Source organism: Nitrosomonadales bacterium (assembly GCA_016716325.1).
Classification (GTDB): domain Bacteria; phylum Pseudomonadota; class Gammaproteobacteria; order Burkholderiales; family Gallionellaceae; genus Gallionella.
Window position 1 is genome coordinate 1,881,362 of sequence record JADJWO010000001.1, and the last position, 14,112, is coordinate 1,895,473.

At 57.1% G+C, this 14,112-nt stretch carries 14 protein-coding genes, 1 other RNA gene and 1 riboswitch; of the genes, 7 read left to right on the forward strand and 8 right to left on the reverse strand.

Translation table 11 applies throughout. The features are described from left to right. Positions 1-69: 69 nt before the first annotated feature. From IPM27_09050 to IPM27_09060, 3 genes are all read right to left on the reverse strand, one after another. A complete protein-coding gene (locus IPM27_09050) occupies positions 70-1,287 on the reverse strand; it encodes a type II secretion system F family protein (protein MBK9161697.1) in 1,218 nt (405 codons plus the stop codon). Positions 1,288-1,400: 113 nt separating this feature from the next. Next, positions 1,401-2,696 (reverse strand): HlyC/CorC family transporter, encoded by a 1,296-nt coding sequence (locus tag IPM27_09055; GenBank protein ID MBK9161698.1) that lies wholly within the window; start codon positions 2,694-2,696, stop codon positions 1,401-1,403. A 55-nt stretch (positions 2,697-2,751) separates the two neighbouring features. After that, positions 2,752-3,534: a prolipoprotein diacylglyceryl transferase gene (locus IPM27_09060; protein ID MBK9161699.1), complete on the reverse strand. Its 783-nt coding sequence runs from the start codon at positions 3,532-3,534 to the stop codon at positions 2,752-2,754. A gap of 64 nt (positions 3,535-3,598) precedes the next feature. On the opposite strand from IPM27_09060, the gene ilvD reads away from it, so the two are divergent. The 5 genes from ilvD (at position 3,599) to IPM27_09085 (ending at position 9,126) form a co-directional block, all read left to right on the forward strand. Beyond that, entirely contained in the window at positions 3,599-5,449 is a 1,851-nt protein-coding gene (gene ilvD, locus IPM27_09065; protein ID MBK9161700.1) for a dihydroxy-acid dehydratase, read from the forward strand. A 52-nt stretch (positions 5,450-5,501) separates the two neighbouring features. Then, the gene (locus IPM27_09070; protein MBK9161701.1) at positions 5,502-6,410 is read left to right on the forward strand and encodes a D-hexose-6-phosphate mutarotase; all 909 of its coding nucleotides are present in this window, start codon (positions 5,502-5,504) and stop codon (positions 6,408-6,410) included. Between the two features lie 301 nt (positions 6,411-6,711). Further along, complete coding sequence (locus tag IPM27_09075) at positions 6,712-7,005, forward strand: c-type cytochrome (GenBank protein ID MBK9161702.1); 294 nt, start codon at positions 6,712-6,714, stop codon at positions 7,003-7,005. Between the two features lie 152 nt (positions 7,006-7,157). After that, complete coding sequence (locus IPM27_09080) at positions 7,158-7,472, forward strand: c-type cytochrome (GenBank protein ID MBK9161703.1); 315 nt, start codon at positions 7,158-7,160, stop codon at positions 7,470-7,472. Positions 7,473-7,605: 133 nt separating this feature from the next. Beyond that, positions 7,606-9,126 (forward strand): alanine:cation symporter family protein, encoded by a 1,521-nt coding sequence (locus IPM27_09085; protein ID MBK9161704.1) that lies wholly within the window; start codon positions 7,606-7,608, stop codon positions 9,124-9,126. Here the strand turns inward: IPM27_09085 and IPM27_09090 are convergent. The 5 genes from IPM27_09090 to IPM27_09110 form a co-directional block, all read right to left on the reverse strand. Continuing rightward, complete coding sequence (locus tag IPM27_09090; protein ID MBK9161705.1) at positions 9,116-9,922, reverse strand: sulfite exporter TauE/SafE family protein; 807 nt, start codon at positions 9,920-9,922, stop codon at positions 9,116-9,118. The genes IPM27_09085 and IPM27_09090 overlap by 11 nt on opposite strands. Continuing rightward, complete coding sequence (locus IPM27_09095) at positions 9,919-10,380, reverse strand: EVE domain-containing protein (GenBank protein MBK9161706.1); 462 nt, start codon at positions 10,378-10,380, stop codon at positions 9,919-9,921. The genes IPM27_09090 and IPM27_09095 overlap by 4 nt, the downstream gene beginning before the upstream one ends. Before the next feature lie 58 nt (positions 10,381-10,438). After that, positions 10,439-10,629, reverse strand: a non-coding RNA gene (ssrS, locus tag IPM27_09100) — 6S RNA. Between the two features lie 10 nt (positions 10,630-10,639). Then, entirely contained in the window at positions 10,640-10,951 is a 312-nt protein-coding gene (locus IPM27_09105; GenBank protein MBK9161707.1) for a cell division protein ZapA, read from the reverse strand. Then, on the reverse strand, positions 10,948-11,148 hold the full coding sequence (locus IPM27_09110) for a hypothetical protein (protein MBK9161708.1): 201 nt from the start codon (positions 11,146-11,148) through the stop codon (positions 10,948-10,950). Before IPM27_09110 ends, IPM27_09105 begins: the two co-directional genes overlap by 4 nt. Positions 11,149-11,252: 104 nt before the next feature. Next, positions 11,253-11,450, forward strand: a riboswitch (cobalamin riboswitch). Between the two features lie 129 nt (positions 11,451-11,579). Between IPM27_09110 and IPM27_09115 the strand changes: the two genes are divergently transcribed. Then, positions 11,580-13,442 (forward strand): TonB-dependent receptor, encoded by a 1,863-nt coding sequence (locus IPM27_09115; protein ID MBK9161709.1) that lies wholly within the window; start codon positions 11,580-11,582, stop codon positions 13,440-13,442. A 105-nt stretch (positions 13,443-13,547) separates the two neighbouring features. Next, positions 13,548-14,111, forward strand: a complete 564-nt coding sequence (locus IPM27_09120) for a hypothetical protein (GenBank protein ID MBK9161710.1) — start codon at positions 13,548-13,550, stop codon at positions 14,109-14,111. Position 14,112: the final 1 nt, after the last annotated feature.

The following is a 14,112-nucleotide window of genomic DNA, read 5'->3' on the forward strand; positions in this document are numbered from 1 at the left end:
CAGCTGTCATGGCCAAATGCGAGCAGGTGAGGGCGAATGGCTGCGCGCGCTTGCTGACACTGACGGCCATTAAACCACTTGGCCCATCTTGAAGATTGGCAGATACATCGCGATCACCATGCCGCCGATCAGCGTGCCGAGCACCACCATGATGATCGGTTCCATCAGGCTGGAGAGCGCTTCTACGGCATCGTCAACTTCGGCTTCGTAGAAATCGGCCACCTTGCTGAGCATGGAATCCAGCGAGCCGGCTTCTTCGCCGATCGCAGCCATCTGCAGAACCATGCTCGGGAATACCCCGGTATTTTGCATGGCTACGGTCAGGCTGTTACCGGTGGTGACCTCGCGCTGGATCTCCTTTGTGGCTACGTAGTAAACGTCATTACCCGCTGCACCGGCCACGGAATCGAACGCCTCCACCAGTGGTACGCCGGCAGCGAACATGGTGGCAAGCGTGCGTGACCAGCGTGCGATGCTGGCAATCTTGATCAGTCCGCCAAAGATGGGCAGTTTCAGCATGATCCTGTCCATGATTGCTTGCATTTTTCTGCTGCGCTTCCAGAAATAGAAGAAGGTATACAGACCGCCACCGATACCACCGAAAATAGCCCACCACCAAGCCACGAAGAACTCCGAGATGGCCATGACCAGAAGGGTCGGAGCCGGCAGGTCTGCACCAAAGCTGGAAAACAACTCCTTGAACGCGGGTATTACGAAGATCATGATGATGGCAGTGATACCGAAAGCGACCACGATGATAGAGACCGGGTAGAACAGCGCCGACTTGATCTTGCTTTTGATGGCTTCCGTCTTTTCCTTGTAGGTCGCCAGGCGATCCAGCAGACTGTCCAGAATGCCGGCCGCCTCGCCTGCTCCGACCAGGTTGCAGTACAGATCATCAAAGTATAGTGGGTACTTTCTAAAGGCTTGTTCCAGGCTGCTTCCGGTCTCCACATCGGTCTTGATGTCAAGCAGCAGGCGGGCCACGGAGGGGTTGCTGTGACCTTTGCCGACGATATCGAACGACTGCAGCAGCGGAACACCGGATTTCATCATGGTGGCCAGCTGGCGGGTGAACAGCGAGATATCCTTCGCGGTGACGGCCTGGGAGCTGGCACGCAGCCGCTTTACCTTTATGACGTTGATTCCCTGGCGGCGCAGGTGAGCGGATACGCTGGCCTCGCCCGGCGCGCGCATCTCACCCTTGACCAACTTGCCGGTTTTGTCCTTGCCTTCCCATGTATAGGAATATTCTTTTGCTTTCTGATCTTTTGGTGCGACAGCCATAGCGGTTTCCCTCGGGTCACTCTCTATTGTTGACGGGCATGATGCCGAGCTTTATGTCACTTGTAAAGCCGGAGCGGGGTTGCGCAAGGGACTGGTGACGAGTGTCGTGCGCATCACTTATCCATTCCGCCGTCCGTATTTCTGGGTTGTGCGGGGAAGATGCGCGCCACCTTGACGATACGATCCTGCATCTGGATGATTTCGATCGGATGCCCCGCGATTTTCAGGCTGGTGCCAGCCTCCGGTATGTCTTCAAGATGTTCAAGGATCAGGCCGTTGAGCGTTTTTGCGCCGTCCAGCGGGAAATGCAGCCCCAGCTTCCGGTTCAGCTCACGCAGGCTGCTGCTGCCTTCCAGCAGGAAACTGCCATCTTTCTGGCTCAGGAATTTTCCGGTTTGCGCGGGAGATTGCGTGGTGAACTCGCCGACGATCTCTTCCAGGATGTTTTCCAGCGTCACCAGACCAAGCAATTCGCCGTATTCATCCACCACCAACCCCAGTCGCCGGTGGCGCTCCTGAAACTGTTGCAATTGTTTGAGCAGGGGGGTGTCGGAAGGGATGAAATAGGGCGCCTTCAACAGTGCGCGAAGTTGATCCACGTCCAGTGACGCCTCCAGCAACAGGGATGGCACGCGCTTCAGGTGCAGAATACCGATCACATTGCTCGGGCTGTCCGCGTAGACCGGCAGCAAGGTATGGTGGCAGGTGATGATCTGCTGGCGCAGTTCGGCAGGTTCGGCGTTGATGTCGAGGGCTTCGATCTGGTTGCGCGGAACCATCACGTCATTGACGGTGATACGTTCCAGGTCGACCAGATTGAGCAACATCTTCTGATGTTTGCGCGGCAGAAAGTGTTCGGCATCCAGTACCAGCCCGCGTAACTCCTCCAGCGTCATCTTCTGCTTGCTCTGGTCGGTCTCGATTTTGATGCGCATCAGCCACAGCATGCCTTTTACGATGCCGCCTGCAATCGCAACAACGGGATGGAATAGTTTGATTAACGGGGTGAGTACATAACTTGCAGGTAATGCAACGCGTTCCGGATAGCTGGCGGCAATGATTTTGGGCATGATCTCGCTGAAGACCACGATTGCAAAAGTGAGTGTCAGTGTTCCGATCAGGATTGCCCAATCGTTCTGGCCGAACAGGCGCAGGATGATGATATTGGTCACCGCAGCGGCTGCGACGTTGAGCAATGTATTGCCCAGCAGGATGGAGCCCAGCAGTTTGTCAACCTTGCTGAGCAGATGATTGACCAGTTTGGCGCTGCGGTTGCCTTTACGTATCAGGCTGTTCAGGCGATAACGGTTGATTGCCATCATGCTGGTTTCCGAACCGGAAAAGAACGCGCTGCAGAGCAGCAGCAATAGCAGAATGCCGTACAGCGCGCCTAGAGAGATGTCATCCAAAACGATACCCGGTCATGATTGGTTACAGGAATGGTGTGCGAGCTGCGCATGGGTGTCAAGAAACCTTGGGGCTGTGCCGTAGCAACATCAGCACGCCGATAATTGCCATTGGTAAGCTTAGCCATTGGCCCATGCTCATGCCGAACGATAGCAGCCCGAGAAAATCGTCTGGCTCGCGCGTGAATTCAACCAGAAAACGGAAGCTGCCATAACCAGCCAGGAACAGGCCGGATATCACTCCGACAGGGCGAGGTTTGCGCGCATACCACCATAACAGCATGAACAACAACACGCCTTCCAGAGCGAATTCATACAATTGTGAGGGATGGCGCGCCACATCATCCACTTGCGGAAAGACCATTCCCCATGCGGCATCTGTCGGCCTGCCCCACAATTCGCCGTTGATGAAGTTGCCCAGTCGCCCGAACGCAAGACCGGGAGGCACCAGTGGCGCGATGAAGTCGGTCAGTTGCAGCCAGCGCATGTCGTGCTTGTGCGCGAACCATGCCATCGCCACCAGTACGCCCAGGAATCCGCCATGGAAGGACATGCCGCCTTGCCATACGGCGAATATGTCCAGGGGGTGGGCGGCGTAATAGGAGAATTTGTAGAACAGGATATAGCCCAGCCTGCCGCCCAGGATCACTCCAAGTACACCGTAGAACAGCAGATCATCGAGTTTTCTGGCATCAAGGCGCGAATCGCCCAATATGGCAATTCGCTTGCGGCCCAGCCACAGGAACGTCAGAAACCCGGCGAGGTACATCAGTCCATACCAGTGGATGGCGAGTGGGCCGAGTTGCAGGGCGACAGGATCGAATTGCGGATGAACGAGCATGTGCGAATCGGTTAGAATCATTACTCCGATTATACGTGCTTCATCTTCAGTTCAGAGGGATAACATGCCTCAATACCGTTCCCGCACTTCCACCCATGGTCGCAACATGGCCGGTGCCCGTTCCCTGTGGCGCGCCACAGGCATGCAGGAGGCCGATTTCGGCAAGCCCATCATCGCTATCGCCAATTCGTTCACCCAATTCGTGCCGGGTCATGTACACCTGCACAACATGGGGCAACTGGTGGCGCGCGAAATCGAGAAGGCGGGCGGCATCGCCAAGGAGTTCAACACTATCGCCATCGACGATGGCATCGCCATGGGCCACGACGGCATGCTGTACTCGTTGCCATCGCGCGACCTGATCGCCGACAGCGTGGAATACATGGTCAACGCGCACTGCGCCGATGCGCTGGTGTGCATCTCCAACTGCGACAAGATCACGCCCGGCATGCTGATGGCCGCGATGCGTCTCAATATCCCGGTGGTGTTCGTGTCCGGTGGGCCGATGGAAGCCGGCAAAGTGAATTGGCAAGGCAAGGTGAAGGGCCTCGACCTGGTGGATGCGATGGTCGCTGCCGCGGACAGTCGCATCAGCGATGAGGAGGTGGATGCCATTGAGCGATCAGCTTGTCCGACCTGCGGTTCCTGCTCCGGTATGTTCACCGCCAATTCGATGAACTGCCTGACCGAGGCGCTGGGGCTGAGTTTGCCGGGCAATGGTTCGCTGGTGGCGACCCACTCTGAGCGCAAGGAGTTGTTCCTGCGCGCGGGACGTTTGATCGTCGATCTGTGCAAACGTTATTACGAACAGGACGATGCCAGCATCCTGCCGCGCAGCATCGCCACCTTCAAAGCCTTCGAGAACGCGATGACGCTGGACATCGCCATGGGCGGTTCGACCAACACCGTGCTGCACCTGCTGGCTATCGCGCGCGAAGCGGGTGTGGACTTCACCATGAAGGACATGGACCGCCTGTCGCGCCATGTGCCCACCTTGTGCAAGGTCGCTCCGTCGTCCGAATACCATATGGAAGATGTGCACCGCGCGGGCGGTATCGTCGCCATCCTCGGTGAGCTGGATAGGGCCGGCTTGCTGCACGGCGAGGCCGGTTCCGTGCATAGCAATAACCTGCGCGAAGGCCTCAAACAATGGGACATCGCGCAGACCCAAGACGAAGCCGTGAAGAAGTTCTACCGTGCCGCACCCGGCGGCATCGCGACCACCATCGCGTTCTCGCAATCCATGCTGTATCCCGAACTGGATGCGGACCGCGCCAAAGGGTGCATCCGCGACAAGGCGCACGCCTATTCGCAGGACGGCGGTTTGGCGGTGTTGCATGGCAACATCGCGCTGGATGGATGCATTGTGAAGACGGCGGGCGTGGACGAGAGCATCCTCAAATTCACCGGGCGGGCGCGCGTGTTTGAAAGTCAGGACGCGGCGACTGCTGGCATCCTCGCCGACCAGATTGTTGCCGGCGATGTGGTCATCATCCGCTACGAAGGCCCCAAGGGCGGACCTGGGATGCAGGAGATGCTGTACCCGACTTCGTATCTGAAATCGAAGGGCTTGGGCAAAGTCTGCGCGCTGCTAACCGACGGACGCTTCTCCGGTGGTACCTCCGGCCTGAGTATCGGTCACGCCTCGCCGGAAGCTGCCAGCGGCGGCGCAATCGGACTGGTGGAAGAGGGTGATACCATCGAAATCGATATTCCGAACCGTAGTATCAACCTGATGATTTCGGATGCTGAACTGGAAAAACGCCGCACCACGATGGAGGCGAAAGGCAAGCAAGCCTGGAAACCAGCCACCGAGCGACCGCGCAAGGTGTCGGCGGCATTGCGAGCCTACGCTGCGATGGTGACTTCGGCTGATAAAGGTGCGGTGCGGGATGTGACGCAAATCGAGCGTTGATTTTTTGGCAGAGATGCCCGACGGCAGGTTATTGATAATATGGGAGAAGATCATGAGTGCAGCAGTATTGAATACGCAATTCGGCATCAAGGGACAACTGAGTTTTCGCGAAGATGCCAGCGGGTTGGTGATTGCCGAGATCAATAACGCGCTGGGCAGCGCATCACTGTGCCTGCAAGGCGCGCACCTGATGACTTGGCAGCCGAAGAGTCAGTCTGTTCCGGTCGTGTGGTTGTCGCGCGATGCAAAGCTGGCTGCGGGCAAGTCGATACGCGGTGGCGCACCGGTCTGCTGGCCGTGGTTCGGTGCACATGCTTCCGAGGCGGGCTTCCCCGGCCACGGTTTTGCACGCACCGTGCCATGGCGGGTGATTGAGTCCGGCGCCGAGCCGAATGGCGCGACTCGGCTGACGTTGCGCCTGATCGCCAGCGACAAGACGCGTGCGCAGTGGCCGCATGCCTGCAACCTCGATCTGACTGTGGTGGTCGGCGAGGCGCTGCGCATGGAGATGACTACCGAGAATACCGGCACAGAAGACTTCGTAATCGGCGAGGCGTTGCATACCTATTTGCAGATCGGTGACATCGGTGTGGCACGCGTGACGGGTCTTGAAGGTTGTGATTACTGGGACAAGGTGGGCGGCAGCAACCTGCGCAAACAGGAGAGCAAGATCGGTTTTTCGGGCGAGGTCGACCGCGTTTACATCAATACGGCGGCAGAGTGCGTGATCGAGGACGACAAACTGAAGCGTCGCATTTCCATCGCAAAATCCGGCAGCCTGTCCACGGTGGTCTGGACGCCGTGGGTTGAAAAAGCCAACAAAATGGGCGACATGGGGCAACCGGACGGCTGGCGCGAGATGGTGTGCGTGGAGTCGGCGAATGCGTTGGACAATCTGGTCACGGTCGCGGCAGGCTCGCGCCATACCCTGATCGTCGAATACCGTGCCGAGTCTGTTTAGTTTTAATCATCAGGAGTTCGTCATGCGCGAGAAAGCGTTATTGATAACCTTGTTGTTCGCATTGTCGGCCTGCCAACCAGAAACCCCTGCACAACAATCCTCGGTGCCTATGCCTGTTATCGTTCCGGCATCCGCTGTGACTGCCGTCGAAATTGCGCCTGCTCAGGAAGCAGTCGCGGCGGCTGTCGTTGAGAAAGCGGCCCAGCCCGAGTTAAGAAGCAAGCGCGCGGCAGAGACCGGGGATAAAGCAAGCAGCCCTGTTGTTGCAGAAAAGGTCGTGCCCGCTGCTGTTGTACCGGCTGTGGCGGCCAAGCCAGAGGTCAAGGTGGGTAGTGCGGTATCAGAAGAAGATGCCATGCGGTTGGCGAAAAATAATAACTGTTTGGTATGTCATGCGATTGACAGGAAACTGGTCGGCCCTGCATGGAGGGATGTGGCGGCCAAGTACCGCGCCAACAGTGATGCCGAAGCCATGCTGATGAACAAGATCGCCAAGGGCGGTAGCGGGGCCTGGGGTAGCGTGGTGATGCCCTCTTATCCGCGAATCAGCGAGGCTGAGCGCAAGATCCTGGCAGGATTCGTGCTATCCCTGTAGATAGGTTGTCAACCGTAAAGGGGGGGGCGGCGTTACTATCCTGCAACCGCAAAAAAGTTGGTTTGCAAAGTGGACGGAGTTGTTTAGAATCGGTAGCGAAGGCAGAAACCTTCGTATTGTTTATGACATTTCAATCGAGAAACGGAGAGCACATGAAATCTATTATCGTAAGCATGGCAGTAGCAGCAGGTTTGATGGTTGCAGGTAGCGCAATGGCAACCGACATGCCGGCCGTCGCGAAGAAGAGCAACTGTACTGCTTGCCACGCTGTGGACAAGAAGGTGGTTGGCCCGGCTTGGAAAGCTGTTGCTGACAAGTACAAGGGCGATGCCGCGGCTTGGGACAAGGTTGCCACCAAGATCAAGAAGGGTGGTTCTGGCGCATGGGGTTCTATGCCGATGCCGGCCAATCCGAAGGTCAGCGATGCCGACATGAAGGAGATCATCGACTTCATCAAGGGTCTGTAATCAGCGGTTGTTTGTTGAAAAGGCCGGCGCAAGCCGGCCTTTTTTATTGGTTGCAAGATTGATGAGTTTTCTTCTGGACTTGAGTCATTGCTCCAATTCGGGTTTTAATCTGGCAATCGAACAAGGGGGCAGGATGGAAATAAGACAGATTATTGTGTGGCTAGGACTGTCAGGGGTGCCGGTTCAGGCTTATGCGGCCGAAGCGACACTGGACGGTATTTTCGAATCGATCAACGGGTTCCTGGCGCAGATCATATTCTTCGATATATTTCCCGGCGAGCCGTCAATGCCATTCATCGTGGCATGGCTGATCGTGGCTGCCGTGTTCCTGACGCTACGCTTCAATTTCGTCAATCTGCGCATGATGCGCCATGCGTATCGTGTGATACGCGGCAAATACCGCACTGCCGACGATCAGGGCGAGGTTACTTCCTTCCAGGCTTTGTCTACCGCGCTTTCGGCCACGGTCGGCCTGGGGAATATCGCGGGTGTGGCGATCGCCATCTCGATCGGCGGGCCGGGCGCGACCTTCTGGATGATTGTCGCCGGTTTCCTTGGCATGAGCACCAAATTCACCGAAGCGTCGCTGGCGCAGATGTACCGAGAGGTGCGTCCGGACGGTAAATTGATGGGCGGTGCGATGGAGTATCTTTCCAAGGGGTTGGCGGAAAAAGGCGCGCCGAAGCTGGGCAAGTCGCTGGCCATCATGTTTGCCATCTTCACAATCCTGGGTTCCTTCGGTGCGGGTAGCGCGTTCCAGGTGAGCCAATCACTGGGGGCGGTGCAGTCCCAGATTCCCTTCTTTCAGGAAACCCCGATTGCCTACGGCTTGTTCATGGCGGTCGCTGTCGGGCTGGTCATCATCGGCGGTGTGCGTCGCATTGCACATGTGGCGGAGGCGGTTGTGCCGATCATGGTCATCATCTATGTCAGCGCCTGCCTGTGGATCATCGGGAACAACGCCGCCCTGATACCGGATGCGCTGGGCAAGATATTTTTCGAGGCGTTCTCGCCGGTCGCGGTCGCGGGCGGCATGGTCGGCGCGGTCGTGCAGGGCTTCAAACGGGCTGCGTTTTCCAGCGAGGCGGGGCTCGGTTCGGCAGCAATCGCGCACTCGGCGGCCTCGGTCAAGTATCCGATAAGACAGGGACTGGTAGCACTGTATGAGCCATTCATTGATACCGTCATCATCTGCACCATGACGGCACTGGTGATCGTCATCACAGGAGTTTATAGCGCACCGGAATATGAGGCGATTCGCGCTGCCAGTCAGGGAGCAACACTGACCTCGGCTGCTTTTGCGACGGTTTCGGACTGGTTCCCGGCGATCCTGGCACTTTCAGTTTTCCTGTTTGCATACAGCACTGCCATTTCCTGGTCGTATTATGGTGAGCGCTGCTGGGTGTATGTGTTCGGCGAACGGTTTTCCATCCTGTACAAAGTGATCTTTATCGGTTTCGTCATCATCGCATCGGTTGCCAGCGCATCGAGCCTGCTGGATTTCACCGATTTGCTGGTATTGGCGATGGCCTTCCCCAACCTGATCGGGCTGTATGTGTTGAGCGGAAAAGTGAGGCGCGCACTGGATGAGTATCAGGTAAAACTCAAGAGCGGCGAACTGGATCGCGAAGCGGGTATTGCGGTCAGGCGATAACTTTCAGCAACATTCTGGTCGCTGCCGCCATCAACAGTACGGCGAACAGTTTGCGCAGCAATCCCACGTTCATGAGGTGAGCGGCTCTTGCGCCGAGCGGTGCAGTGACAATGCTGGCGAGCGCGATCCACAGCAGGGCGGGCAGGTAGACATAACCCAGATGCAAGTCGGGCAGGCCTGTGCCGGTCCAGCCGGTGGCGATGTAGCCTGCCGTGCCGCCCAGCGCGACAGGGAATCCCACGGCGGCAGAGGTGCCGATGGCACGGCGCAGGGGTATGTTGCACCAGACCAGGAACGGCACAACAAAGGTGCCCCCTCCTATGGAGACCAGACTGCTCAAGCTTCCAGTCAATCCGCCAAATAGCGTCATGCCTGCCATGCCGGGTAATTGACGCGCCGGATGCGGGCGGATGTCGAGCAGGATTTGCGTGGCGGCGAAGTAGACGAACAGCGCAAAGAAAACGACCAGAAAGTACTGCGAGACACTGGCCGCGAATACGGTGCCCAGCGTGGTGCCGATCAGGATCCCGGGCGCGATGGTACGTACCGTGCGCCAGTCTACTGCGCCGTGATGGTGATGCTTGCGCATGCTTGCGAGCGAGGTGAACAGGATGGTCGCCATCGAGGTGCCGAGAGCCAGATGCAGCAGGTTGGGGCCGGAAAAATGCTGCATTTCGAACGAAAGCAGCAATGCGGGAACCAGGATCAAGCCACCGCCAATGCCGAACAACCCGCCCAGCCAGCCGACGATGGCGCCGAGCGCGAGATAGGCGAGCGGCCACTCATAACCGGTCATCGGGCAAGATGGCTTACGATGAACTGCCATTCCGCCGGGTCGAGCGGCGTAATGGACAGGCGGTTGCCGCGTTGCAGGATGCGCATATTTTCAAGTTGTGGCTGTGTACGCAGTTCCGACAGGGGGATCAGTCTGATTTTCCTGACCAGTTGTACGTCCACATTGAACCAGCGCGGAGTTTCGGGCGTCGCCTTGGGGTCGAAGTATTTGCTGTTGCGGTCGAATTGCGTGGCATCGGGATAAGGGGCGCTGGCCACACGCGCAATCCCGGCGATACCGGGCACGGGACAGTTGGAATGATAGAACAACACGCCATCGCCGACGCTCATCTGGTGGCGCATGAAATTGCGCGCCTGATAGTTGCGCACCCCGTACCAAGGCACACTTTGACCGGGAAGCGTGGCAAGGTCGTCGATGCTGCAATCGGAAGGTTCGGATTTCATCAGCCAGTAGCGCATGATTCTTCGCTCGCAAAAGAAAGTGCGACCCGAAATGACCAAGGTCGCACTGGTAATAAAATCCCCCGCCTGTGCCGGTGATCCAGCATCTTGAACCTGGGTTCAAGAGGGCCGCTCGCCAGTCACATCAGGTATATCCGCCGGTACATCCAATGGGGACATTCACAACAGTGACATCAAGGGTCGCGACCTTAAGCATTGCTTATTGGTTCAAAGAATCTATGGATCTGTCGGACACTGCAGGGGACAACGCTTGAAACTAGAACAGCGTATCCTGCTCGGCCAGTGCCGTGTCAATCGCTGCCTGCATGGAGTCCATTCTACGCTTAAAGTCTGCAAGGTCAAACCCGCGCCCGACTTTCATGGTGAGCAGTTCGTGAGTGATGTTAAGGGCGGCCATCAGGGCGATGCGCTCGATGCTGGCGATCTTTCCCGCGTCGCGAATCTCGCGCATTTTCTTGTCCAGATAGGCAACGGCATCCAGCAGTTCGCCGCGCTCTTCTTCAGGGCAGGCGACACGCAGTTCGCGGTCGAGCAGCTTGATATCCAGGGTTTTAATCTCGCTGCTCATGAATGTTCTTCGGGTAAGGTGTCCAGCAATTTCTCCAGACGGGTCTTTGCGATGGCCATTTTGTCGCTGCATTGACGATGGCCGCTGAGGGCGTGAGCCAGTTCCTGACGCAAACGGAGATTTTCCGTACGTAGCTTGCTGCTGACCTGGATCAGTTGCGCAAGTTTGCCCTCCAGTGCGTTCAGTTCATTTTCCATATGTTGACTATAGTTTGGAAAATGCTGAAAAGTCAAATGGTAAGCCGGGCTTATGCATGCACTTTGTACAAATGATATTTTGTGGGGTGGGAGAAAGGGTGTTAAAGTCCGCTCCGCTTCGAGGTGCTTGTCTGCATGCAGACGAGTTAAACGGGAAACAGGTGAGGAAGTTCCGAAACCTGTGCTGCCCCCGCAACGGTAAGCGAGTGTGGATTTGCCAGTGTGCCACTGTGAGTGATCATGGGAAGGCGGCCGATCAAGACTTGCGAGCCCGGATACCGGCCTTGGGCAAGGTTCAGGAAATGCTGCGGGAGGCGCATGGATGTTTTTCATATTGGACTTCATCTTTAATCCCCCTCCTGCTTCACGACATTTCCTGTGTTTTTGATGTTCCAGCGGGGACGCTCGGAACTTACCGGGGAAATTCCATCATGAAACACAAGCAACTCATCGCCGTACTGTTGTGTGCGGTCACTTCCTTTGCGTACGCGGAAATGGATGCGCTGGACGAGGTGGTCGTTACCGCCACACGCGTGGCGCAGCCGCTCGATCGATCACTTGTACACACCACCGTAATCAGTCGCAAGGAAATTCTGGCGTCACAAGCGGCAGACGTGCCGACGCTGCTGAAGGGGCTCGCGGGCGTGGAGGTATACCAGAGCGGCGGCATCGGCAAACAGAGCAGCCTATTCATGCGCGGCACCAACTCCAGCCATGCACTGGTGTTGCTGGATGGCGTACGGGTCGGTTCGGCCACTTCCGGAATGACCGCGATAGACCAGTTGATGCTGGATCAGATCGAGCGCATTGAGGTCGTGCGCGGCAATATCAGCAGCCTGTATGGCTCGGAAGGCATCGGTGGGGTGATACAGGTATTCACCCGGCGCGGCAAAGGCGCACCGGCATTCAATGTTGGCGCAGAAGCCGGATCACGCAATACGCAACGCATATCGGCTGGATTCGGTGGTGAGGCGGGCGAGACCTCGTTTGGTGTTCAAGTGTCCGGTTTCAAGACAGAGGGTGTCTCATCCGTCAAACCGACCATGGTGCCGACAGTGAATCCGGATCGGGACGGTTATCGCAACGCCAGTTTTTCTGCCAGCGTACGTCAGAGCTTCGGCGCCGATCACAGCCTGTCGTTTTCGTTGTTCGATAGCAGCGCAAATAGCCAAACGGATAATTCTTTCGGCTTGCGAACCGATGTGAACGAGAGCCAGGCCAATGTCCGGAAGATGGCGTTGACCATGGAAAACCATTTCGGCGACATCTGGCAGAGCAGGCTGCAATTATCGCAAGGGGTGGACGATACGCAGAATTTCCTGAATGGCGTGCCGGACATTGCACTGGGTGCGCAGTTCAAGACCGTCAGCGACCAGATTGCCTGGCAGAACATGCTGCAACTGGGAGCGCACAACGTGCTGAACGTCGGCGTGGAGCAATTGAAGCAGCGCGTATCGAGCAGCACGGCTTTTACGCGTACTCGGCGCACCGACGACAGCGTGTTTGCGGGTTATACCGGTATTTATGGCGCACATCAGCTGCAGCTCAACCTGCGCCGAGACCGCTACTCGGATTTTGGCAAGGCGGATACGGCGTTGCTGGGTTACGGCTACGACCTGAATGATGCATGGCGTATCACGGCCAGTACGGGCACGGCATTCAAGGCGCCCACGCTGAACGATCTGTTCTATCCGTTCGTCAATTACGGCTTCGGATTCTCCTATGTGGGCAACCCGAACCTGAAACCCGAACGTTCGCGCAACAATGAACTGGGCCTGCACTACACGGCGGACGGGCAACGTGCGGATATCGTATATTTCGATAACCGTATCAACGACCTGATCGTCAACAACAACCTGCCTGCCAGCACCATGATCAATCTCGGCAAGGCGCGCATAGACGGCATCGAAATGGAATATGCCGGGCAATTCGGCAACACGGATGCGAAAATGTCGTTGACACTGCAGAACCCGCGCGATGCTGCGACCGGCCAGGCACTCTTGCGCCGCGCAAGATCATTCGCCAGCATCGGGATCATGCAACGGATCGGCTCATGGAGCGTCGGCGGAGAGTGGCGGCATAGCGGAGCGCGTGCCGATATCGATATCAACACCTTCGCGCGGACGACGCTGGCAGCATACGATGTGGCGGATATCACGGCAAGATATGCGCTGGGCAAGCAATTCGATCTGTCGTTGCGCGTGGACAACCTGTTCAACAGGGATTACATGCTGGCGCATGGTTACAATACGCTGGGACGCACACTGTTCGTCGGGGTGAACTACCGGCAATAAAATTTTCATGCGATGGCAAGGGCCGGCCTTCGTCAGCCTTTGCTTTTTGCGTGGCTTGGTGTACTGTTAACGGAAATGAAACAAGCACTCACAACAGGTGGTGAAATGAACAACAATCAAGTAAAAGACATGGCGATCTTCGCTGCGCTGGCCGTCCTGATGGCGGCGACGCGCGACCATCATTTCGGTTCCATGCTGCATCTGCCGGATGCTTCGCTGGCGATTTTCCTTTTGGCGGGATTTTATTTGCCGCGCTGGGCATTTCCGGTATTGCTGATCGAGGCGGGCGCGGCCGATTATCTGGCGATCAACTTCGGCGGCGTCAGCGGTTGGTGCTTCTCCCCGGCGTACTGGTTTCTGATCCCGACCTACTTCACACTATGGCTCGGCGGTCGTTTTTGCGCGGCGCGTTATCGCTTCTCGTTGCGCGGATTGGGCGAGTTTTCGGGTATCGCATTCGCAGCCGTCTGTGCCGCCTTCCTGATCTCGAATTTCAGTTTCTATTTCTTCTCCGATTATTTCGCTGACATGGGCGTGACGCAGTACGCCATGCATATAACCCGGTACTTCATGCAGTATCTGCAAGGCGCGTTCCTGTATCTGGCTGCGGCCGTGCTGTTGCATGTCGTTGTCGCACAGTCATCGCTTCGCCGTTCGCAGCGCGCATAAC